Origin of the sequence: Myxococcus xanthus, assembly GCF_006402735.1 — a bacterium.
GTDB lineage: Bacteria > Myxococcota > Myxococcia > Myxococcales > Myxococcaceae > Myxococcus > Myxococcus xanthus_A.
In genome coordinates this window covers 2,065,478-2,087,207 of the sequence record NZ_CP017174.1, presented here as the reverse complement: position 1 = coordinate 2,087,207, position 21,730 = coordinate 2,065,478, and the positions used below count along the sequence as shown (strand labels likewise).

General features: G+C 66.8%; 16 protein-coding genes. 9 read left to right on the top strand and 7 right to left on the bottom strand.

Going from position 1 to position 21,730, the window contains the following annotated elements; all coding sequences use genetic code 11:
- Nucleotides 1-44 precede the first annotated feature (44 nt).
- Nucleotides 45-374 carry a hypothetical protein gene (locus BHS09_RS38535; protein ID WP_161605135.1) on the top strand — a complete coding sequence of 110 codons (330 nt, stop codon included), beginning with the start codon at nt 45-47 and terminating at the stop codon, nt 372-374.
- 1,140 nt (nt 375-1,514) lie between these two features.
- Here the strand turns inward: BHS09_RS38535 and BHS09_RS08785 are convergent.
- The 4 genes from BHS09_RS08785 to BHS09_RS08770 form a co-directional block, all read right to left on the bottom strand.
- Entirely contained in the window at nt 1,515-2,603 is a 1,089-nt protein-coding gene (locus BHS09_RS08785) for a DUF418 domain-containing protein (RefSeq protein WP_237078151.1), read from the bottom strand.
- Complete coding sequence (locus BHS09_RS08780) at nt 2,600-3,151, bottom strand: TetR/AcrR family transcriptional regulator (protein ID WP_161605134.1); 552 nt, start codon at nt 3,149-3,151, stop codon at nt 2,600-2,602. Before BHS09_RS08780 ends, BHS09_RS08785 begins: the two co-directional genes overlap by 4 nt.
- Nucleotides 3,152-3,610: 459 nt before the next feature.
- Nucleotides 3,611-4,072 carry a nucleoside deaminase gene (locus BHS09_RS08775; RefSeq protein ID WP_140788929.1) on the bottom strand — a complete coding sequence of 154 codons (462 nt, stop codon included), beginning with the start codon at nt 4,070-4,072 and terminating at the stop codon, nt 3,611-3,613.
- The gene (locus BHS09_RS08770) at nt 4,072-4,758 is read right to left on the bottom strand and encodes an ankyrin repeat domain-containing protein (protein ID WP_237078149.1); all 687 of its coding nucleotides are present in this window, start codon (nt 4,756-4,758) and stop codon (nt 4,072-4,074) included. Before BHS09_RS08770 ends, BHS09_RS08775 begins: the two co-directional genes overlap by 1 nt.
- 121 nt (nt 4,759-4,879) lie before the next feature.
- Between BHS09_RS08770 and BHS09_RS08765 the strand changes: the two genes are divergently transcribed.
- The 3 genes from BHS09_RS08765 (at nt 4,880) to BHS09_RS08755 (ending at nt 11,169) form a co-directional block, all read left to right on the top strand.
- Nucleotides 4,880-5,761: a LysR family transcriptional regulator gene (locus BHS09_RS08765; RefSeq protein WP_140797661.1), complete on the top strand. Its 882-nt coding sequence runs from the start codon at nt 4,880-4,882 to the stop codon at nt 5,759-5,761.
- A gap of 199 nt (nt 5,762-5,960) precedes the next feature.
- Nucleotides 5,961-6,725, top strand: a complete 765-nt coding sequence (locus BHS09_RS08760; RefSeq protein ID WP_140788926.1) for a hypothetical protein — start codon at nt 5,961-5,963, stop codon at nt 6,723-6,725.
- Nucleotides 6,726-9,696: 2,971 nt separating this feature from the next.
- Complete coding sequence (locus BHS09_RS08755; RefSeq protein WP_237080247.1) at nt 9,697-11,169, top strand: S28 family serine protease; 1,473 nt, start codon at nt 9,697-9,699, stop codon at nt 11,167-11,169.
- 231 nt (nt 11,170-11,400) lie between these two features.
- Here BHS09_RS08755 and BHS09_RS08750 read toward each other — a convergent pair whose 3' ends face one another.
- On the bottom strand, nt 11,401-12,000 hold the full coding sequence (locus BHS09_RS08750) for a hypothetical protein (RefSeq protein ID WP_140797660.1): 600 nt from the start codon (nt 11,998-12,000) through the stop codon (nt 11,401-11,403).
- Nucleotides 12,001-12,228: 228 nt separating this feature from the next.
- Between BHS09_RS08750 and BHS09_RS08745 the strand changes: the two genes are divergently transcribed.
- Both BHS09_RS08745 and BHS09_RS08740 read left to right on the top strand, forming a co-directional pair.
- Complete coding sequence (locus tag BHS09_RS08745; RefSeq protein WP_237080246.1) at nt 12,229-13,053, top strand: helix-turn-helix domain-containing protein; 825 nt, start codon at nt 12,229-12,231, stop codon at nt 13,051-13,053.
- 169 nt (nt 13,054-13,222) lie between these two features.
- On the top strand, nt 13,223-13,576 hold the full coding sequence (locus tag BHS09_RS08740; protein WP_140788924.1) for a VOC family protein: 354 nt from the start codon (nt 13,223-13,225) through the stop codon (nt 13,574-13,576).
- A 384-nt stretch (nt 13,577-13,960) separates the two neighbouring features.
- Here the strand turns inward: BHS09_RS08740 and BHS09_RS08735 are convergent, their stop codons facing one another.
- Both BHS09_RS08735 and BHS09_RS08730 read right to left on the bottom strand, forming a co-directional pair.
- Nucleotides 13,961-14,827: an MBL fold metallo-hydrolase gene (locus tag BHS09_RS08735; RefSeq protein WP_237080245.1), complete on the bottom strand. Its 867-nt coding sequence runs from the start codon at nt 14,825-14,827 to the stop codon at nt 13,961-13,963.
- Nucleotides 14,828-14,895: 68 nt separating this feature from the next.
- Complete coding sequence (locus tag BHS09_RS08730; RefSeq protein WP_237078145.1) at nt 14,896-15,261, bottom strand: cupin domain-containing protein; 366 nt, start codon at nt 15,259-15,261, stop codon at nt 14,896-14,898.
- Between the two features lie 74 nt (nt 15,262-15,335).
- Here BHS09_RS08730 and BHS09_RS08725 point away from each other — a divergent pair, with 74 nt between their 5' ends.
- The 3 genes from BHS09_RS08725 (at nt 15,336) to BHS09_RS08715 (ending at nt 21,711) form a co-directional block, all read left to right on the top strand.
- Nucleotides 15,336-16,358, top strand: coding sequence for a LysR substrate-binding domain-containing protein (locus BHS09_RS08725; RefSeq protein ID WP_237080244.1), 1,023 nt, complete (start codon nt 15,336-15,338; stop codon nt 16,356-16,358).
- A 1,316-nt stretch (nt 16,359-17,674) separates the two neighbouring features.
- Nucleotides 17,675-20,821 (top strand): tetratricopeptide repeat protein, encoded by a 3,147-nt coding sequence (locus BHS09_RS08720; protein WP_140797657.1) that lies wholly within the window; start codon nt 17,675-17,677, stop codon nt 20,819-20,821.
- Nucleotides 20,818-21,711 carry an RNA polymerase subunit sigma-70 gene (locus BHS09_RS08715; RefSeq protein WP_140797656.1) on the top strand — a complete coding sequence of 298 codons (894 nt, stop codon included), beginning with the start codon at nt 20,818-20,820 and terminating at the stop codon, nt 21,709-21,711. Before BHS09_RS08720 ends, BHS09_RS08715 begins: the two co-directional genes overlap by 4 nt.
- Nucleotides 21,712-21,730: the final 19 nt, after the last annotated feature.

The following is a 21,730-nucleotide window of genomic DNA, read 5'->3' as shown; positions in this document are numbered from 1 at the left end:
TGTTCTCCGCATCGGTGCAGACCGGAGCCCCGGACGCGCAGCGGATGGACGCCGTACGACAGGGGTTTGGCGATTCGCAGCTGGCGGACTCCATGCAGCTCTCACAGCTCCCTGCCGGACTGCAGACCTGGTTCGTGCCGCACGTCGCTCCGGGCGTCACGGGTGTTCCGGTATCGTCACAGACGGGCTGCCCGGTTTCGCAGGAGATCTTGCCCACATGGCAGACGTTGGCCGGGGCGCAGGCGCTCCCCTCGGAGCAGGCATTGCAGTTCCCCGAGAAGCAGACGCTGCCCGCGCCACAGGATGCACCGTTCGCGAGAGGCACGCCGGTGTCCACGCACTCGCCGGTGGCGCAGTCCAACCGGCCCTCGTGACACGGATTCGAGGAGGGCGTGCAGCTCATTCCTTGTGAGCAGGCCACGCAAGTGCCCGCGCGGCAGACCTTTGCGTCACCGCACGCCGCTCCATCCGGGAGGCTCCCGCGGTCCGTGCATACCGGCGCTCCGGTGGAGCATTCGATGGTGGCGGCGCGGCAAGGGGTCGAAGAGGCGCACGCCTCGCCAGCGGTACAGGCGACGCAAGCCCCCCGCGCGTCACAGACCCTGTCGTCACCGCAGGAACTCCCGGCGGGTCGACGCTCACCGGTGGCCGAACAAGTCGGCGTTCCGCTCGCGCACGAAATCGCTCCCAGCACACACGGGTCCTCAGGCACGCACGAGAGCCCGTCGACACATGCGCCGCAAGCTCCGTCCGAGCACACCCCGTTCGAGCCACAGGGGGTTCCGTCTGGCGAATTGCCGGCTGGTACGCATGCGGTGACCTGCCCCTCGCAAGCAATCGTTCCCATTCGACAAGCGATGCTCGGCTGACACGATGCTCCTTCCTCGGGACACAGCTCTCCGGTGCCACCATCGCTACCGCCATCGCTGATGACCCCGCCGTCACCGCCGATGCCTCCATCGCTATCAGCAGACTTCCCGCCGTCGTCCCCACCGCACGCAAGAAGCATCGCAAGCAGCATGAGTCCCAGCAGGCGTAAATGGGGCATCGTTGAATCCATCGACATGTACTCTCTTGGAACCGGCCCGAATGAGTCGCCCGGCAACGGCGCACTGTGCGACCAGTGCACTGGATATGCCAGGGCTATCGTTTTAGTGGCCCCAAGGAAATCCCAGCCACTGCTCTGATCGCCCGACGTCAGGGCGCAAGAAGGTGTGCAGGTTTCTGCACGGGGCTGCGCACATCCTCGAGCCCCAGCTCGGCAGGCTTCTTCGGACCGCGAGCCGATAGCTCCCCCGCATCGCGCTGGAACCGCCACGCACTCATCAACGAGGAGTACAGCCATTCCCGGCGCAGGAGCGCCCCGACTTCACCGGGCTTCGCGCTGCGCTCTGCCTCCGCCAGCACTCCGCCGTGAATTGAGGAGGTACACTTCTCATGGCTTGGCAGCCTCGCCGTCTCTCCGCCGAGCAGCAGCAGGAGCGACGCCTTGGGGCAGCACGACTGCCGCCTTGTCAGGACCGGGGCTGGGGCCTCGGTGCGGAGAAGCGCCGGAGCATTCGCTCCAGCAGCATGGGTGCTCCGCCTCGCAAGTACGACACAGCGATGACACCCGCGAACCCAGCGAACGCCACCCCCATGGCGGCTAGCGCGGAGAGGCGGTTGCCGTAGCCCGCGACGGCGAGCCCCACCAACAACAGCACATGGCCCAGATACCAAGTCAACGCCAGACGCCCCGTGGATACCAACGCCTCCCGAATGCGTCGCGGGAGGTGGTTCCCCAGCACGAAGCTGCCACCCAGGACCAAGCTGGCGATACCCAGCGCGGAGAGCATGAACAGCGGCATGGAAGGAAGGGAGTGCGTGCCGAGGAGCGCCGTCACGACGTTTGCTCCCAGGCGCTCGCCCATCGCGCTTTGAATCGCGAGCTTCACCAGCCCCGCTGAGACGAACTCCGACAGAACGAACAGACAGATGCCCGCCCACAGCATCTGCCGCTGCGTGGCACTGTCGCGCCAGTCGAGACGCGCCAGCCGCAGGCCCAGCACGAAGAACGCCAACCAGGGGAGCAAGGGACGAAAGCCATCAACCACCAGGTTGAGGGCAAAGCCGGATGGAGTCCAAAGGCCCCGGTACGTGAGCGTTGCCCAGTCCCAACGGGCATCCCAGTCCACGAAGACGGCCGCGAGCGGAAAGGTGAGGATGAGAGCGGCCACAAGCCCCGAGAGAGCCTTGGATGACCAGCGGTGCAACCACGGCGCGGCCAAGAGCGCGACGCCGTAGAGCCGCAAGATGTCGCCGGGCCACACGATGAGGTTGAGAACTCCCAGCCCCCCCAGGAAGAGGGCTCGACGCCACAGCACGCGACGTGAGTCGGTGGTTTCCCTCCGCGAGAGAAGCTGCCCCACTCCCAGGCCCGCCAGGAGGACGAAGGTGGCGGCGGCGCGCCCTTCGGTCAGGTTGAACACGATGCGCTCCCAGCCCGAAAGACCCGAACTGGGAGGCCCCAGGACGAGGAGCGCGTGCACCACGAACATCCCGCAGATGGCGCAGGTTCGAGCGACATCGATGCCGTGAAGCCGCTCCGAGGGATTCGAGGTCATCGTGGGCGCGCCTTCCTCGCGCCAGCGAGGTGCCCCGTGCCATGGCCGTGAAGCAGCGTCTCGTGAAGCGTTCGAGCGGCATCGTTCGCGGCGAGGTCACCTTGGGCGACCGCCGTCCAGGCCGCGTACAGAAGCGCCTCGAAGGTGGCGAACAGCCACGCGCTCGGGAGGTCCTGGCGCAGCACGCCTTCGTCCCTGGCGCGCAGCAAGATGCGCATGATTTGTTCGTCCACCCGGGCTTCGGTGTCCTTGAGCGAGGGCTCCTGGCTCAGCTCGGAGACGACCAGGAGGAACCGGAGCCTGTCGCCCCATGGGGCCAGTGCGCCCACCAAGGACTCCAGAGCCACATCGGCAGCCTGCCGCTCGAACCGGTGCGCCTTCAACGCCTGCTCGAGCTGAACCAGGGAGTCCAACCCCGCCTCGCGGAGCAGTTCCTCGCGGGAGCCGAAGTACCGGTGAAGTGTCGCCCGTCCGACCCCCGCGGACCGGGCCACATCGACGAGTGGCGCGGAGGGGTCCACCGCGAACGCACGAGCTGCCGCGCTCAAGATGCTCGCTCGAGTATCCGAGCCAGACGCGACAGGCGGAGCTGCACTGGTTCTTTTTCGTCCCATATGAGACACTTTAGTCTCACCCAGGGCGCAAAGCAAACCTCGGGCCCGCGCCCGCTCCTGTGCCTACCCAAAATTCGGTCGCTACGTCATGGGGGCATCGAGTCTGCATCCGGCATTGCGACAAGGCGGGTGAGGTCATCGGCCCGGCCCAGCCTGACGTTAGCTTCAGGCTGGGCGGCCCCCCGTGCACAGCCACCGGCGCGTAGCTTTGAGCGCCACCACCACGCTGGGACCAGGGGTCTCCGCCTCCCGTAGAATGCGGACCATCTGCTCCTCGGTAAACCTGCTCTTCCTCACGACCGACCTAGCTCCTGGCCGCGAGGACTCTCCCACGCTTCAACTGGTCCGAAAATTGGGGAGCAGATCAGTGCGTCTGGTGTCGTTCCTTATCAGTCATTCCTGATGGCGTTTCCACTCATCGTACAATCCATGCTCGTCCGCCGGGCGCAGAGGCCGCAAGGCGAGGGACTGGGCTTGGGGCCCGCGGGCCAACTGTGCATAGAGCGGCGCAGAGGAGAGGCCGAAGGCTTCGCCCTCCTCGTTGGAGTAGGCGAAATAGGCGCCCTGGATACCGCACAGGTGCATGGCGGCCAGACACATCGGACAGGGATGACCGCTGGCGTAGATGATGCAGCCGCTCAGGCTGGCGCTACCGAGGCTCTGGCTCGCATTGCGAATGGCCAGAAGCTCGGCGTGGGAGGTGGGATCCTTCGTCTGATTGACCTCGTTGACCGCGCGCGCGATCACCCGACCGTCGCGCACGAGCAAGGCCCCGAACGGACGGCCACCAGACTCGACGTTGGCGCGGGCCAGGGCGATGGCCTCGCGCATGAATTCTTCGGCGGATGGATCCATCAGCGACCTCCGGCGGCGACGAGCATCTTGGCAATCGCGTCTTGTTTGCGCTCGCGGGCGTGCTGGAGCGGCGTGACGCCGTTTCCGTCCGCCACGTTGACGTCGGCACCGCCGTCAATCAGGAGACGTACGATCGCCTGGTGACGTGGCCCGCCGTCGCTGAGCAGGATCGCCTCGAGCAGTCCAGTCCAGCCCAGGCGATTGACGTGGTTCGGATCGACGCCGGCTTGCAGCAACATTTTCACGACCTCCACGTGGCCGCGTTCGCAGGCCGGAATGAGCGCGGTGCCGCCGTAGCGGTTGGTGCTCTTCAAGTCGGCGCCGTTCGTCAAGGTCAGGCGCAGGATCTCCAAGTACCCCCGCGCTCCGGCCAGGAGATAGGCGCTGTCGAGCTGGCGGTTCTGGAGGTTCACGTTCGCTCCTGCCTCGATGAGGACGCGGACGGCAGCCACGTGGTTCCCGGCGGTCGCCAGCAAGAGCGACGTGTTGCCCGCAGAGTCCCGGGCATCAACGGCCGCCCCCTGACGCAGCAGCTCGGAGACCGTCACCGCATCGCCCTTTTCCGCGGCCTGCAAGAGCGCCTCGGGCGGCTTGGGAGAGCCGCCGTTCCCCGCTCCCGCAGAAGCTGCGCAGGCCATCGTGAACAGCGTCATGAGCATCACCCTCCAGATGTTCGCCAGGGACACGACTTCACCTCCTGACGAGGTGCTCTAATCCCCTGCCATTTCATCCGAAAACGAAATACTAGAATGACTCATAGTGGAGTTCTGAATAGTTCGACCGAGAGCTCTTCGTGGAGACACCCGAATGCTCGATCTCTTCTTGCTGCGAAGCTTCGTCGCGGTCGTCGAAACGGGAAATTTCACTCGGGCCGGCGAGCGCCTGCACCTGACCCAATCGACAGTCAGCCAGCAGCTCATTCGCCTTGAGCAGAGCCTGGGTTGCCGACTGCTGAACCGCGGCCAGCGTCACGTAGTGCCCACGGAAGAGGGGGAGCGCCTGCTTGGCTATGCGCAGCGGATCCTTCGCTTGGCCGAGGAGGCGTCCGTTGCGTTGAACCCCGGCGGCAGCGGCGGTGTGTTGCGATTAGGCGTGCCCGAGGATCTCGGGGGCGAAGCGCTGATGCCGCTGCTTACGCGCTTTGCAGCCGAGCGACCGCGCCTGCGTCTGGAGGTCGAGTGTGGGTTGAGCCACCACCTCTTGCGCCTCTACCGCAACGGCGAGCTCGATCTGTTGCTGGTCAAGCAGTGGGGCGCCGACAGCGATTCCCATGCGCGCTGGGCGGAGTCCTTGTGCTGGATCGACAGCGCGGCGCAGCCGGTGACGGCGAGGTGCGAGGGTAGCACGGATGTTCTGCCGCTCGTGGCGTTCCCCGTGGGGGCGCTCTATCGGCAGGACATGATCCACGCGTTGGAGAGCCGCGGGCGTGCCTGGCGGATTGGCTACTCAAGTGCCAGCCTCGCGAGCCTCTGTGCGGCGGTGAGCGCTGGGCTCGGCATCAGTCTGTTACCTGCGAGCAGCGTGCAGTCCGGCCATCGCGTGCTGGGCGAGAGGGATGGCTTTCCTGCCGTAGACGGGCTCGAGCTTGCCCTCTACGCCCGTTCGAATCTCGGCGCCGTCGGCCGGACCCTGCGCGACGAGCTGTCCGACCTTTGCACCCAGCGTGCAGAAGCTGCGGTTCGTGCTTGAAGACGTGGTGAAGAGCGTGGGAGGCAGCCCGTCACCATCTCCTCAGTCGCGGGGAATCAGCGTTGAACTGGCGACTCCTCACTCGCGAGGCCCCAGAGGCAGTGCCTCCGTGAAGCGTTTCTCCACCAGGGTGCGCGCCTCTCGTGCGCATGCCGTGTTATGTGGCTCCCGCTCAAGACCTTCCGACACGGAGCGAGTCATGCGAAGCCTCATTCTCTGGACACTGCTGTTGTTCTCCACGACGGCTCTGGCAGCCGAGACACGGCTGGTAGTGAGGGCTCGCGCCCGGGACGGCAAGTTCGTCGGGACGTCAATGGGGGGCGTGCGGGTGGTGCTTCGGGATGCGCAGTCGGGCCAGGTGCTGGCCAACGGCGTCACCGCCGGCTCGACAGGCAACACCCAGACGCTGATGAAGCAGCCACAAGTGCGGGGGGCGCCGCTCGCGGACGAGTCCTCCGCGAAGTTCACGGCCACCCTGGACCTCACCGAGCCGCGGCTGGTGACGGTGGAGGTGTCCGGGCCCCTCGCGCAGCGGCAAGCACTCGCCACCAGCACGACCCAACTCTGGATGCTGCCCGGCAAGCACCTCGAGGGCGATGGCCTCATCCTGGAGCTGCCCGGCTTCGTGATGGATGTGGTGACCCCGTCAGCTCACGAGTTCTTCAAGCTCCCGGCCGACAAGAAGCTCACCCTCCCTCTTCGCGCCAACCTCATACTCATGTGTGGCTGCCCTACCGAGCCCAATGGGCTCTGGGACTCCAACCGGTATGAGCTACAGGCCACGGTGAAGCATAACGGGAAGCCGCTCACCCAACTCCCCCTGAAATACGCCGGGAAGACCAGCACCTTCGAGGCAGCGCTGTCCGTCCAGCAGCAGGGCATCTACGAAGTCACCGTGACTGCATACGACCCCATCACCGGCAACACCGGAGTGGACTACACCACGTTCATCGTCGAGTCGTGACAGAGGCGATTCCGAGCAGCGCTCGTCATGGGGTTTCAAAAACAGGTGAGGCAAAACTTCCCATTTAGCACTCGAAAGTGCCCCCAAACTCGAACCTGAAGCCATGCGAGCCCGCTGGAGCGGCAACACCGCATTCCGCAATGACCTGACCGAGGGCGCCAATCAGCAGGGATGGAGCAGCGCATGGGAGCCACGCGCCATATGCTGCGCTCTTTGATGACCGCCAACACAATGACGCCGTGCTGAAGGAACTCGCGCGCGTCTACGTCCGCGACGCCCTCGCCCGCTGGCTGTATGGCGCTGCGTTGGTGCAACTCGAAGTCGAGCAGGACGCAGCCGTGCTGACGATTTGACGGCGGCAACTCCATCGCAGGCTTCGGTGTGCCAGGGGAGACCTGCGAAGACTTCGAGCGGTGGCACACGTGGCGCGCCTCCCTCTCCGACGTCTCCGTCGTCCTCGCCTTCTTCTCCGGGCAGCGCGAGGTCTCCTGTGTTGGCGATGCGGCGAGAGAGGCTCGGGCACCGCCCCCACATCCACCCACGCAAGCTCCCCGGGCCGCGGGCAAGTGGCGGAGGTGAGCGCCAGGCCGTGTGGGCGCCCTGCCCCATCAGGTCACAATCCGCGTCCCGGGCCGTGCCAGCTCACCCATCCCGCGGTGCGGGAAGGGGCAACCTCGGCCTGTGCATCTGGACGGCGAGCGCGTGGCGCCCGGACGGATTCACGCTCGGGCCGCGAGAAGCGATATGCAGGGGGCTCCGCGTGGCTCGGCCGGAGTGGCGTGGGGGTCTGGAAGACGACGATGGGCGCCAGGACATGAGGGTTGGGAGGAAGCCACGGCTCTTGAACTTGTCCGACGGCGTCACCGGCACAGCGGTGGGTCTGGTGAGCGTGGGCATCAAGTGCGGCAGCCAGCGCGTGCACGTCCTCGCGACCAGCGCCCTGGGCACGTCGTGGGAGGGAGGCTTCCGCCTCTTCACGATGGTGGGCATGGGGGGGCACTTCCCGCTGGATACCGAGGAGCGCTATTCGCTCGACACGGATGTGTCCCACGGAACCTGGCAGCGGAACTTCTTCGGCGAGGCACCGAGCACTCATTTGTACCGCCTGCGAGTCACCGCGGCCTGGGAGATGCGGCGCAGGTTCGCCCTCTTCGCCGGCCTGACCGTGAACCGCTTCGACGCCCCCGCGAGGACGAGGACCGGGCGTCAGCTACCTGTCGCAGTTCGTCGTAGGCTCGGACCGGCTCTGGCCCGGCGTCATCCTGGGCGTCCGTATCTGAGCCCCTTCAAACGATCCGACTCCCCTCTTGGGAATGAGGGGCGCGTCCCTCGAGAAATGGGCTTCACCCCTGGCAAGCCATGGAGTCATCTTGATGCGGAGCAAGTGGAACATGGGACACCCGAGGTCCAGTGCCTTCCGATGTGTGGGCGGGGTGCTCGCCCTGCTCATCTGCGGTTGTCCGGCGGCACCTCGCGAGGTTGAGCTGGCGGTCAGCCTTGGACTCGAGGACGTGGAAGTACAGGCCACCCTCCGGGATGTCCAGGTCTGGACCCAGGAGCCAGCGGACGCGCTCCTCGCCGTCCATCAGATCGCGGGTCCGGAAGCGCCCTTCGTGGCCTCGCTGCTTCGGCAATACGCATGGCTTCCGCGACTCCAGAAGTGGGAGTGGCATGTCCGAGGCGACGCACTCGATCTGACCCTGCTGGGCTCGATGCCGCGGTCACGGTTCGACGCTTGCGTGGCACTCCCTCCCAAGAGTTCTCCCTGCGCGGGCTTCCCCTTGTGGAAGTCAGGGGAGGAGTATCACTCCATCCTGGACGTGAACCACCAGGATCCCGCGGCGGCGGGTTGGACTCCCGCGCCGCGTGTCGCCACGCGCTGGCCAGTCCGCGCGGACAGGCTCGAGACACGCGTTCTGCTGGGGAGCAGGTGGTTCCGTCCGTCAAGCAGTTCCGCGTTGCCGCCGTATCAGTTGCAGACCCGCGCTCCGGAAGTGGTTGCTTCCTACGCGGCGCTCATCGAACGGCAGCGTCTGGCCTTCCGAGCGGGAAACACCGCGGACAGCAAGGCCATACAGGCCGAGGCCACGAAGACCCTGCCTCCCGAGGTGCTATCGCTCTTTCAGGCCCAGACACGCCGCGAGCGGCTTGGCTTGATTCAAGCCCTGCTCAGGCGACACGGTCTTCGCCCGGCGAAGCTCCTCCGGAGACCCCTGGATCACGAATTCACCAACGCGGGCCCGGAGGACTATGCCCCGTCGCTCATCCCCCTCAAGCCGCCACCCGAGGTGCTTCTGTTACGGCTTGCCCGGCTTCATGATCAGGCGGCCGTGCGATTCGGGGTGGACTGGGAAACGGGGACCCGGGATTTCTCATCCTGGCTGGACGAGTCCGAACTCCGAGGGGTTTGCGAGGAGCTGAGCCGGAAGGCTTCCGGGTGGCGACGACCGTGCAAGCATTTGCTGGACACGGGTGTAGCCCCCTGAAGGCAGCTCATCGATGCGCGGGCCCTGAGCGAAAAGCGCGCACCGATGTCCCCAAAATCGAGCCCGAGGCCTTTGTCCTCGCAGGAGGTGAGGCGCGCGGCTCCCAACGCCCTCTCACGACGGGGGCGCCCTCCCACCATGCGCATTGCCTCCACCTGGTGCGGGAGGCCCGTGTGCAGCGCGTCGTCAGAGTCTTCGTCCTCTCCACTGCCTCGGGCGCGCCACACCCGGGCCGGAGTTCACCGTTGAGGCATCTCGAGACGAGCACGTTCGTCAGGAACATGCGCGCGCTGGCTGAGGTCGTCACGCGCACGACGACCGACAGCACCGCATGGAACGACTGATGCTTCGTTGACGCGGCCTTCCCGGGTTGGGGGCGCGGCGGGCTTCGTGCTCGGGGCTCCGCCGCTGGTGTCCGGCCTGCCCGATATGGCGGTGCCCGGCATGCGTTTGAACGGCTCCTCGAAGTCCCCCAGGTGTATCGCATGACAAAGACTCACAGGGCGGCCTGGCTGCTGGCCATGGTACTCCAGGCGTGTGGGGACACATCCCTCGCAGAGCCTGCCCCCACGGAGCAGTCTGCGGCCGCGCTCGAGACCGCGGCGGAGCAAGAGGACATCCTCGCCCGGCTCCAATCCATTCCCGGGCTCACCGTTGTCCTCGAGCAGCCCTCGCCCTTCCCGGGCACGCGCTTCTTCGTGCTGCAGCTCGAGCAGCCCGCAGACCACGAGCGTCCCCAAGGGGAGCGCTTCCAACTCCGGATGACGCTCCTTCACCGCTCGGTGGACGCGCCCATGGTGCTCTCCACCGAGGGCTACATGCTGGCGACCAGGCCCTGGCAGGCCGAGCCCACCGCCTTGCTCGGTGCCAACCAGCTCTCCGTGGAGCACCGCTTCATGGGGACATCAGTGCCGGCATCGCGGGATACGCGGCTGCTCACCATCTACCAGGCCGCGAGCGACAGCCACCGCGCCGTCCAGGCCTTCAAACCCCTGTACCCCGCGCGCTGGCTCTCCACCGGAGGCAGCAAGGGCGGAGTGACGGCCGTGTATCACCGCCATTTCTATCCGGATGACGTGGACGCCACCCTGCCGTATGTCGCGCCCAGCAACCATGGGCTGCGCGACGTGCGCTATGTCCACTTCCTCGCGAAGCTGGGGGATGCGGACTGCCGCGCGCAGCTGGAGTCCTTCCAACAGGACGTGCTGCTACGCCGCGGGGAGCTGCTGCCCTTCGTGGACGCGCTAGGTACGAAGTGGAACACCGCCTTCACCGTCGTGGGCGGTCCGGACCGCGCGCTGGAGTTCTCCGCCGTCGAGGCATCCTTCTACTTCTGGCAGTACGGCACCGCGTCCGCTTGCGCGAGCATTCCCGCGCCCGGCGCGCCGGCGGCGGAGACGTTCGCCTTCCTGGACGCTGTCGTCGGCGTTGCCTTCACTTACTCGGACCGTTTCATCGCCCCCTTCGAGTACGCCTACTACCAAGCCGCGACGCAGTTGGGCTGGTCGCGCTTCCCCGCGAAGCACCTGCGAGGGCTTCTGCGCTACCCAGGGGAGAACACGCCCGACGTGTACGTGAGCTTCCCTGTGACGGAGCCGTTCGACATGCGGGCCATGCTTCGGGTGGAGCACTGGGTCCGCAACCATGGCAAGCGGATGCTCTTCATCTACGGGGAGAATGACCCGTATTCGGCCACGGCATTTTCCGTGCGCGAGGACAACGACGCGTTCCGCTTTTTCGCTCCGGGGGGCAACCACAGTGCGAACATCGGAGGCCTTGCCGAGCCCGAGCGGGCCCTCGTCCTGGAGCGCCTCTTCACGTGGATGGGGATGAGCGTTCCCTCCGCGGAGGTTCGCGCGCGGGCACTCGAGCATGCGACCGAGGCGGCGACTTCGAAGCCCGCTGCATCATGGGTGCCACGAGGCCACCTTCAGCAGCGCGTCAATGCGAGCGAGTGAGGCGCGCCGTCATCGGGCTTCATCCGCCTGGACAACGACGCGTCCAACCGCAGGACGAGGGCGGAGTCGCTCCAGGCCCCGAGGGACCCGCCGGTGATGCCCACCCCCCTCACGGCGGGCGCCAGGGAACTGAAACTCACGGCAGCGGACCACGTGCTTCAGGAGGCCCCATGGCGGAGCCCCTCCGTGGCTGGGAGATCTACCCTCACTCCAGGCCCGTGATGTCCGAGCTCAGAAGCAGCTCTTCCGACCCAGGAGGGGTCCGTTCGTCGTGAACTCACAGGCGCAGTTGCTCACCATGCACTTGAACGAGGCGGACTCCTCACACAGCGACTCTACCTTGCGCCAGGCGACGACGGGCCTGTCCCAGGTCAGATCCTTCGTATAGAGAACGCCGTTCTTGACCGCGAAGGCATGGGTCCAGTCCCAGGTATCATTCGAGGTTTCATTCTCGGTGTTGGAACAGCGGCTCGTCATGGTCATGACCAGACGGTCGTTCTCCACCTTCCAAGTCCCCAAATCGTTCCTCATGTCCGCCTCAATCAAGAGGATGGACTTCCCCTTGATGAGAATGGCAAACGGATAGCTGGAACCGCGCTCCCTGCGATAAAGGCCGTCGCTCAGCTTCCCCCCAGTCAGCGGGGGAGCATCCGTCACCTCCGCGCCGTCCGCATCCCACGTGCTGCACCAACTCACGGAGTCACACTTGAGCGCGGAGTCCGAGCCACCTCCACCTCCACCTCCGCCTCCGTCCCCCTCCCCTTCGCTTGAGTCGCCACAGCCCACCACCAGCATGGATAGAAGCACCAGGTACCGTGTCGCCGCCTTCATGTCGTCCTCCTAGGAGTCCTCGGGGAGCCCCCATGCCCCCTACTGACTGGAAGAGACAGGCCGTAGGACACCGTTGCGTGAAATCGACCAACATTGGTGTACCCCCCTGAAGAGTCGGACAGGCTCGTTCGGCGAGACTGAGTCACAGTAGGTGCATCCCGGCTCTGTTACCGTCGCGCTGCCATGATTCTCGCGCGCCAGCCTCGGAGCCCCACTCTGGCTCCTCTCGTGGAATCCCTCTGGACGTACGACGGGCAGCTCGCCCACGGCTTCGAGCGCGTGCTGCCGTCTGGCCGTATGCAGCTCCTAGTCAATCTTCATGAGGACGCGTTCCGGGACTACAGGCTCGACGGCCGCCTTGCACACAAGACTCGTGGTGTAGCGATTCAGGGTGCCCACACCGCACCGAGAGTCGTCGACACTGCCTGCCAACGCTCCATCTGCGGGGTGAGCTTCGCCCCCGCGAGTGCGTCGCCGTTTCTGGGCATGCCGGCCTCGGAGCTGACCGGGAAGGTCGTCGACCTCTACGAAATCTGGGGGCGTGACGGCACCATCCTTCGTGAGCGCCTGCTGCAAGCCCCCACCTCCGCGGCCCGGCTCGACGTGCTCGAGGCGGCGCTGCTCGCACGGGGACGCGCGTCCAAGCCTCGCGACGAAGCAGTGGCGGTCGCGTGCTCGCTGTTGATGGGCGGCGCGAGCGTCCGTGCGGTAGGAGTTCGACTCGGGCTTTCGCCGCGCCGGCTCATTGAGCGGTTTCAAGTACATGTCGGCGTCAAGCCCAAGCTCTTCGCGCGCATCGCCAGGTTCCAGAGCGTGCTCGAATCGGCCGGAGGGGAGAAGACCTGGGCCACCTTGGCCGGTGAGCACGGGTTTTCGGACCAGGCACATCTGGTCCGCGAGTTCAGGGCATTCTCGGGAGCCACTCCCGTCGCGTATAGCCCTCGGTCGGGTGAGGACCGCAACCACGTACCTCTCGACGAGCGGCAATTTCCTTCAATACGAGGCGGGCCGCCCCGGGGCACATTGCGCCAATGTCCCCAAACGAAACCCTGACCGAAGTCCAACCACCTCCCCTTGAGGACCGACCGTACGGCAAGCTCGAGGGTCGCGTGCGCGACCCGTTCAGCCACATGTGGCTTCTCGGCAGCCAGACTGAAGCGCTCACGGGAGAAGAGACTCGCAAGCAGATGGCCCTGTCGAAGCACGAAAAGAAGAGGCAATCGTGAAGGTCCTCCGTATCGTCACCAATGTGGACGTGACGACGCCAGCCGCCGCCAGACAATTTTATCGGGACGTCCTCGGGCTCGACGTCCTGATGGATATGGGGTGGATTGAAACCTACGGCTCAAGCGAAACGATGACTGTGCAGATCAGCTTCATGTCGCAAGGGGGCTCAGGCGCACCAGTGCCAGACATGTCCATCGAGGTCGACGACCTCGATGCAGCCCTCACTCGGGTGAAGAAGGCGGGAATCCCGATAGAGTATGGACCGGCTGACGAGCCTTGGGGCGTGCGCAGATTCTTCGTGCGCGACCCCTTCGGAAGGCTGGTGAACCTGCTCACCCATGACCTTTGAGCCATGCAAGGCATTGCTAACACCAGCATAAGAGCCACCATGGCCCTTACGCGAAGCGCGCGTCGAAGTCGGGGTCGACCATGGCGTCCACGGAACCTGTCAACGCGGATGAGACAGTGAGTTCGTGAGATGACTGCGCGTTCTTCCAACAAGAGGTGGTGCGCCGCGCGGGGTCGTTTATCCAGACGGCGTTGGGCAGCTGTGCCTACCCAGAATTCAGGCGCTGCGCCATGGGGGTGATACATCAGCGAGCACGCCAAAATCGCTGCCGGTGCCCACACGGCGCCCCACTGGTGGATGACCGGGCGTTGACATGGGAGGACGCCCAGCATGCCCACCTCGAGCAGCTCATGCTCCGAGGAATGGCCCGATTGAGCCCCGCTGTCAGGTCCGGGCCTGCCAGGTCAGCCACTCCCCCGGACGTGCCAGCTCCACGTTCACCTTCCGCGTGCGTGCGGCGGCCAGAAGCAGCGCTTCCGCGTCCGGGACCTCCTGATAGTCCTCTGAGGCAGCGAGGCCGTAGTGGATGGGCACGAGGAGCTTTGCTCCCAACACCACGGCCGCGGCCACCGCCTGCTCCGGCGTCAGGACGGCATGCACGTCGCTCACGGGCTTGCGCCAACCGAAGCGCGCCCCGTTGATAGGCAGGAATGCCGCATCGAAGGGGCCGAACTGTCGCCCGATGTGCCACCAGGAGCCATGCCACAGCGTGTCGCCGCAGTGGATGATGCGGCGGCCTCCACCGGAGACGACCCACGAAACCTGGGGATCCCCATAGCCGTCCGCCGCGGGAACGGCGGTGGCGGTGAAGTCATTGAGCAAGATGGGCTCGTAGAGCGGGGCGGACCGCACGCGGAATCCCGATGCGGAAGCCGCCGCGGCCATGTCTGGGGCGCACACCAGCGTCCCGCTATCCCCCAGCGCCTGACGGACGGCCACCCGGTCGAAGTGGTCGGAATGGTGATGTGTCACCAGGACGAAGCGGCCCCCGTCGCTCACGTCCACTGGGACGAGCGGGTCCTTCAGCGCGCCCCCCCACACGGTGGGGTCGCTCAACGGGTCCAGGAAGAGCGTGTCCTGTCCGAGCCGCAGCCGCACTCCGGCCCAGGCCAACCGCTGGGCGCGAAGCGCGGCGCTGTCGACAGGCTTCGTCGCACGGCCCGTCCCAGGGGGGAGCAGAACCGCGCCCGCTGAGAGCGCCACCGCCGCACGCAGGAAGTCCCGACGGCCCGTCCGCGAGGGCCGAGCCATCTCGCCCCGTCCCTCCGTGTTCGAGGGGTCCATCCGGAATGGGGAGAAGGAAGTCAGGGCGTCCTGGCTCACCGAGCCCCCGGGGAGGCCACGAGGTTGATGCCGAAGAGGCGCACGCCGGTCTCGGTCCGCGGCTGATGACGGCTTTCAGGCGGGAAGAACAGGTATGAGCCCGGTCCCAAGCGCTGCTCCCCCTCGATGAGCTCACCGCTCACCACGAGAACCTCCTCTCCGGTGTCGTGGACGTCCACAAAGGGCCACTGACTCCCGGGAGCCATGTCCACGACCCAGACCCTCACGTCGCGAGTACTCGGCAAGTCCCTCCGAAGGCAGCCGGGGCCGACGACGACCGGTTCAATGTCGTCAATCTGCACGGACGACCATGGGGGTACGACAAGGCTCTGCATCCTCGGAAAGCTGTCTGACTGGGGCATCCGTCCGTGCTCCTGGCTCTGGGACGCCAACGTTAAGGAGACCCGTTCCATAAGCGCAGCGAAACGATTTCTCGATGATGCTGAATTTGGTTCATGTGAAGCTGACCGGCATGCTCGAGCTCCGTCACTTCAAGCTGATTGCCGCGGTCGCCGACACTGGAAGCCTGGCCGCTGCGAGCCGGCAGCTTCACCTCACGTCCTCGGCGCTGAGCCACCAACTCCGCGATGCCGAGGAGCGCCTGGGCGTGCAGCTCTTCCAGCGCCGCCAGCGCCGCCTGCTCCTGACCGGCTCAGGCGAGAAGCTGCTCCTCTCCGCACGGCGGGTCCTGAGCGAGGTGGCCCAGGCCGAAGCGGTCTGCCGTGCGCACCCGCAGGACGACCTGCTCCGGCTCAGCACGGGCTGCTACACGGTGTATGGCTGGCTGCCGCCCATCCTCGGGCGGTGGCAGGCCGAGCACCCACGCGTCGAGCTGCGCATCGTCCTGGAGGCCACGCGTCAGCCTCTTGGGGCGCTGCTGAATGGCGAGCTGGATCTCGCCTTGACCACCGACGTCCCGCCGCAGGCCCGCCTGGCACAGACCGCACTCTTCGAGGACGAGCTCATGCTGGTGGTCCCCGAGGACCACGCGCTGGCGCGGCGGGGACATGTCACGGCGGAGGACCTGGTGCGGGAGCACCTGCTCACCTATGCCGCGCCTCGGGAGCAGCTCGATGTCTTCACGCGCGTGCTCTGGCCCGCGGGCATCGAGCCGCACCGGGTCTCCCCCGTCCCCCTCACCGAGGCGCTGATCGAGCTGGTGCGTGGCGGTATCGGCGTGACGGCGCTGCCCAAATGGATGCTGCCGGGCCAGCACCATGGACTGCAGACCGTCCGGCTCACTCCTCAGGGAATCCGACGCCGCTGGAGCGCCGTCACCCACGCATCCCGCCAGCGCCCCGCGCCACTGACCCACTTCATCCAGCTGCTCCGCGAGCGCTTCTCCCTCCACGGTAAAGCAGGGCCACGGGCTGCCTCACGGCGAGCAGTGCCGCCCAAACGCTCTCGCTGCGTCATGGGTGCGTCACAGCCACATTCGACAGCGCGTCAAGGCGAGTGAGCGAGGCGCGCATGACAGACGCTCTCGAGGCCCCCTGGCGGGAGAGCCACGGAAGCCGTCGTAACTCCAGCGTGCCCACGGGCTCCCCCGCGGGCGGGCATCGAGCACCGCCAAGCGCTCACTGCGTCGGCCGCGGCCTGCGTCAAGCGCATCGCCTCCTCGTCGCTTCGGACGACCTCCTCGTAGTCGGGCAGCCCCCGCATCTCCGGGGCCATCTTCCCCCGGATACACACCTCATCGACGGTGCGGAGCAGGGGTGCCCCCTCCTCCGGTCCACACTCCCGTATCCGACGTACGGCGGTGCGCGCGTCGTCGCGACACATCGAGAGCATTCCCTGAGGATTCCCGGCGTGAACCACCGTGGCGACTGCGAGCGTGGCAACGAAAAGCACGGGCAAGGACTTCAAGGAAAACACAGGGGGCCGGCGGAGTTCCGCGCGGACTGGGAGCACCGAAGCGTCTACCATACCGCCCTGCACCCGCCCTTCCAGCCCGACCTGGCCGCTCACGGATTCACAGACACAGACACCGTCCAGGGCCGCGCCACCTGCGGAATTCGGCAGCCATAGGGCGCGGCCAGGGAGCACGTGGGCATCAAGTCCAGGGACTTGAGTTTTCGAATACGAACGTACCTCGATGTGGAGTGGTGCCCGAAACGGAATGACGGGAGATTTGAGCTTGCCCTGATTCCGTGGCGCTCGCGCATGTTATGTGATTAGCGAGCGAGGGTTCAGGCGGTGCCGGCGTGGTACCGCTGTATCGAGTACTACTGGGAATGAGAGAGGGTAGTACTCAATTCCAGGCTACTGGATAGAGCGTGTGACACGTCGCAATCCAGCGGGAACTATCGTTGTGGCGCGGCCAGAGAGCAGAGGCGTGCGCTGTCCTTCTGGTGGCATCTTTGCTCGTCTTCTCCGCGGTGTCGGACTCCTCCTGCGCCGCCTTGACATTGTGCCTTGCCGCATCGGAGAGCCGCGCCGCCCCCGACTTCTTGACGGCATCCTCCGCTTTTGCAACTCCAGAACCACCAGCGGGTGAGACAATGTCAGCGGGAGGCCGTCGCCACGGCCTTGATTGTCCTTTGCCGAACACAGTGGACCGCGCAGCAACAAGGCAGGAATTCGCCCACGCTGAACTCACGGAACGTCGAGAGCCTCTCTTGGGAATCGAGAATTGAGCGGGATCCATCTCCGCTCCGTGCGCGAGTCAACGCAGTCCTGCCCGTGCGATCGAGGGGAAAGAGGGAACGGGTCAACCTGCGTCCCAATTTTCCTGGAGACCTGCCTGCACGCACAATCGAGCTCCCGACCTCTGCTATGTTCGGACAGCCGGAACGCGTTGCGGAGTCCTCACCCATGCAGTCGTGCCCTCAGGAAACGACGCTGACGGACTTGCTTGCCGGGCTGCTTTCCGAAGATGACCGGACCCACGTCCTGGCACATGTCGAGACCTGCCCCGACTGTCGGTGGGCCCTGGCAGCGGGAGTGGGCACTCAAGCGCCATCCAGCGCTCCGACAGCCCATGGAGAGACGCATTCCCAGTCACTGCGGCTTGGCGCCAGGATCTCCCGGTATGTGGTGCGAGAGTGCCTCGGCGCCGGCGCCATGGGCATCGTGTACGCGGCGGATGATCCAGAGCTCGGTCGCCGGGTGGCCCTCAAGGTGTTGCGCCCCACGGGAAGCCAGCGAGAGGAGCTGCAGCAGCGGCTGCTGCGCGAAGCCCAGGCGCTGGCCCGGCTCTCGCACCCCAATGTCGTCACCCTCTATGACGTGGGCGCCTACGGAGACGGTGTCTTCCTGGCCATGGAGCTGGTGGAGGGCACCACCCTGGCGGAGTGGATGAAGGAGCTGCGTCCCTGGAAGGAGGTGCTCCGCGTCTTCCTTGAAGCCGGCAAAGGACTGGCCGCCGCGCACGCCGCGGGACTGGTGCACCGCGACTTCAAGCCCGCCAACACCCTCCTTGGGAAGGACGGGCGGGTCTTCGTGACGGACTTCGGCATCGCCCGGCTCCTCCACCAGGAAGAGGGCGCGTCGCGCCAGGAGCACATCGAGGCCCCTGTCACTCCCACGGGTCAGCTCACCCGGACGGGCCAGTTGCTGGGCACGCCGGCCTACATCGCCCCGGAGCTGGTGCGAGGTCAGCGCGCGGATGCCCGCTCCGATGAGTTCAGCTTCTGCGTGGCGCTCCACGAAGCCCTCTTTGGGGCGCGCCCTTTCCAAGGGGAGACGATGCAGGAGTTGGTCCTGGCCGCGCAGCAAGGAAGGATGAGCCCTCCGAAGCGCGAGGTGAAGGTCCCGACCCGGGTTCGACGCGCGGTCCTCCGGGGGCTCAGCGCGAAGCCCGAGGATCGCTTCCCCACCATGCAGTCCCTGCTGGCGGCCCTCGCTCCACCGCCGCACCGGAGACTCGTGCCGCTTGTCGTCACGACGACCGTGGCCGGAACGATGGGCATCCTCGCGGCCTACGGGACGACGGCGCAGCGGCGCGATGCCAGCTGTGCGCGGGAAGCGGAGAAGCTCGCAGTGGCATGGAGCCCCGCGCGGCGCGAACGGATCCGCACAGCCTTCCTCGCCACCGGCATGACGTACGCAGCCCAGGCCTGGAAGCAGTTCTCGACGGTGATGGACGCCCACACCGCTCAATGGCAGGCGCTTCGCACGGAGGCCTGCCGGGCCACAACGGGCGACACCGCGGACCAGGCCAGGCAGACCGCCGCGTGCCTCGATGCGCGGCTCTGGCAAATCGCCGCCGTCACGGAGGTGCTGGAAAAGGCGGACGCGCAGACGGTGCAGAACGCGCGCCAACTGGCGGCATCCCTCGAGGGTCTCGTCGGATGTCGCGATACCCCCGGACTCTCCAGCCGCCCCCAGCCGCCCGACAACCTCCGCTCCCGCGTGGATGCGGCGCGGCACAAGCTGGCGCAGGTCCGGGCCCACCTCGTGTCGCACCGGTTCACCGACGGCCTCGCGGTGACGTCAGCCCTGCTCGAAGAGCAGAAGGGGCTCGGCTACAAGCCGTTGGAGGCCGAGGTATTCCTGGCCCACGGCACCGTCCTCGGGGGCCTCAACAAGCCGAAGGAAGCGGAGGCATTTCTCTACCAGGCCCTGTGGGCAGCCGAGGCCGCGCGTGATGACGAGACGGTGGCACGGGCCTGGCTGGAGCTCATCTGGGCGGTGGGCGAGGAGCAGTCCCGCCCCGACGAAGCGGAGAAGCTCATCCGGCACGCCCGGGCCGCCGTCGAGCGGCTGGGGCGAGAGCGCTTCCCGGACATCACGACGGACCTGCACACGCGCCTGTCGTCGCTGCGAGAGTCGTACGGCCAGCTCGCCGAGGCGGAGCAGGAGGCGCTCCAGGGACTGGAGTTCTCGCGGAGGAGGAATCGCCCGGACAGCCTCCGCACGCCCAACCTCCTCCATCAGTTGGGGCGCATCCGCATCGACCAAGGCCGCCATGAAGACGCGCTGAAGCTCCACCGCCAGGCCCTGGAACTGCGCGAGCGCATCCTTGGCGCTGACAATCCAGCCCTCGTGACGTCCTACAACCGGGTCGCCACCGCCTCGCTGGAGGTGGGCCGGTACGCCGAGGCCGTCAGCGCCTGGCGCAAGGCCCTGGCCCTTCAGGAGGCATCCTCCAATCCGGAGACCACCCCCATGGGGACGGTTCTGCTGAACCTCGCCGGGGTCTCGCGCGTCGCGGGTCGACTGGAGGAGGCACGCTCCATGGCTGAGCGGGCGCGCGCCATCTTCGAGCGCGCCCGGGGCCCCAACCACGTCACCGTCATCTTCGCGCTCTCAGAGCAGGCAGACATCTCCAGTGAGGCGGGCCAGGGCGACGAGGCGCTGGGCTTTGCCACCGAGGCCCTGGAGCGCGTCCAGCGTTCGCTGGGCCCGGACACGCCACGCGCCGCCCTGCCGCTGACAGTCCGGGGACAGGTGTACCTGAAGGCGGGCCGCTATGCCGAGGCACGACGCGACTTGATGGACGCGCTACAGCGGCTCGAAAAGGAACATGGCCCGGAGGGCGGGAAGACGGTGAGCGTGCTGCTGCCCCTCGCCGAGCTTGCCCTGGCGACCCGAGCTTCGAAGGAGGCGCTCGCGTACTGCGAGCGGGCGAGGAAGGTCACCGAGAAGACGGGTGGCGCGGAGTCCCCGGACGGCGCTAGCGCCCTGGCCTGCGCCGGGGAAGCGCATCTGACGCTGGGCACCTCGGCGGAGGCGGTCCCCCTGCTCGAGCGCGCCCGGCGCATCCAAACCCAATGGGGCGAAGTCAAGGACCCGCGGGTCGCCGGCAAGACCGCCTTCCTTTTGGCCCGGGCGCTCATGAAAACGCGCTCTTCCCCGGAGCGGGCACGGGCGCTCGCGCTGGCCGAGGAGGCCCGGACGCGGCTGGAGTCCGTGGGGGTCCGGGGCCAGTCGGAGCTCCAGACGGTGCTGGCCTGGCAACGGCGTGAGGCGAAACGATGAGCGACGAACAGCGAACAGGCTCCCTGGCAGCGATGCTGCGGGCGTACGTGTCTCGGGAGCAGCGGGCGGAGCTGGAGGCCGTGGAGGGATTCGAGGCGCTGCTGGACAAACACGTCGAGGCAGCACGGACCCAGTGGCCCACGTTGCCACTCCCGGCTGAGACCTTCGTGCGGCACCTGGCCCGGCACCTGCCTGTGGGACAGGCCGCGGAAGTGATGCGCATCCTCCAAGGTGCCGACCTGTATCTCGCGTGCGCCTGCACCACCGCGGACCCGGCGGCCCTCAGGGCTTTTGAACAACACATCCTCCGGCACGTCCCCGCCCGGCTCGGGAAGGTGTCTCCGCCCCTGGTGGAGGAAGTGCTGCAGATGCTGCGCGAGCGGCTGCTGGTGGGCAGCAGCAACACGCCACCGAGGATTGCGAGCTATGGGGGGCGAGGGCCCCTGCGGACCTGGGTGAGCATCATCGCCGCGCGCATCGCCGGGGAGTTGATGGGCCAGGACGAGCGCCATCAGCTCGTCGCGGAGCCTCCCGAGGAACTCGCGCGGATGCTGGCCCCGAGCGACCCCGAGTACGCGCTGCTGCGCGAAGATGCGCGCCAGCTCCTCGTCGAGTCGCTCCGAAAAGCGGTGGCGGTGCTCTCCGAACAGGAGCGGACCCTGCTGCGCTTGCACCATTTCCATGGGTTCACGATGGACCGGCTGACGCGCATGTACGGCGGCTCGCGCTCCGGCGTCGCGCGCAAGGTCGCTGATGCCCGCGAGCAGTTGCTCGAGCGCGTTCGCATGGAGCTCGCGCCAAGGATGAAGCAGGACCAGCTCGCCCTGGAGAGCCTCCTGGGGCTGGTCAGCAGCCGACTGGATATCAGCCTCGTGGGATTGCTGGACTGAAGCCCTCGGCGCCCATCTG

Excerpts from the sequence above, each read along its gene's own strand:
- BHS09_RS08765 (WP_140797661.1), top strand. The coding sequence starts at position 4,880 with ATGCTCGATCTCTTCTTGCTGCGAAGCTTCGTCGCGGTCGTCGAAACG.
- BHS09_RS08755 (WP_237080247.1), top strand. The coding sequence starts at position 9,697 with ATGACAAAGACTCACAGGGCGGCCTGGCTGCTGGCCATGGTACTCCAG.
- BHS09_RS08785 (WP_237078151.1), bottom strand. The coding sequence starts at position 2,603 with ATGACCTCGAATCCCTCGGAGCGGCTTCACGGCATCGATGTCGCTCGA.
- BHS09_RS08720 (WP_140797657.1), top strand. The coding sequence starts at position 17,675 with ATGTTCGGACAGCCGGAACGCGTTGCGGAGTCCTCACCCATGCAGTCG.
- BHS09_RS08750 (WP_140797660.1), bottom strand. The coding sequence starts at position 12,000 with ATGAAGGCGGCGACACGGTACCTGGTGCTTCTATCCATGCTGGTGGTG.
- BHS09_RS08760 (WP_140788926.1), top strand. The coding sequence starts at position 5,961 with ATGCGAAGCCTCATTCTCTGGACACTGCTGTTGTTCTCCACGACGGCT.
- BHS09_RS08715 (WP_140797656.1), top strand. The coding sequence starts at position 20,818 with ATGAGCGACGAACAGCGAACAGGCTCCCTGGCAGCGATGCTGCGGGCG.
- BHS09_RS08725 (WP_237080244.1), top strand. The coding sequence starts at position 15,336 with ATGATGCTGAATTTGGTTCATGTGAAGCTGACCGGCATGCTCGAGCTC.
- BHS09_RS08735 (WP_237080245.1), bottom strand. The coding sequence starts at position 14,827 with ATGGCTCGGCCCTCGCGGACGGGCCGTCGGGACTTCCTGCGTGCGGCG.
- BHS09_RS08775 (WP_140788929.1), bottom strand. The coding sequence starts at position 4,072 with ATGGATCCATCCGCCGAAGAATTCATGCGCGAGGCCATCGCCCTGGCC.
- BHS09_RS38535 (WP_161605135.1), top strand. The coding sequence starts at position 45 with ATGGACGCCGTACGACAGGGGTTTGGCGATTCGCAGCTGGCGGACTCC.
- BHS09_RS08730 (WP_237078145.1), bottom strand. The coding sequence starts at position 15,261 with ATGCCCCAGTCAGACAGCTTTCCGAGGATGCAGAGCCTTGTCGTACCC.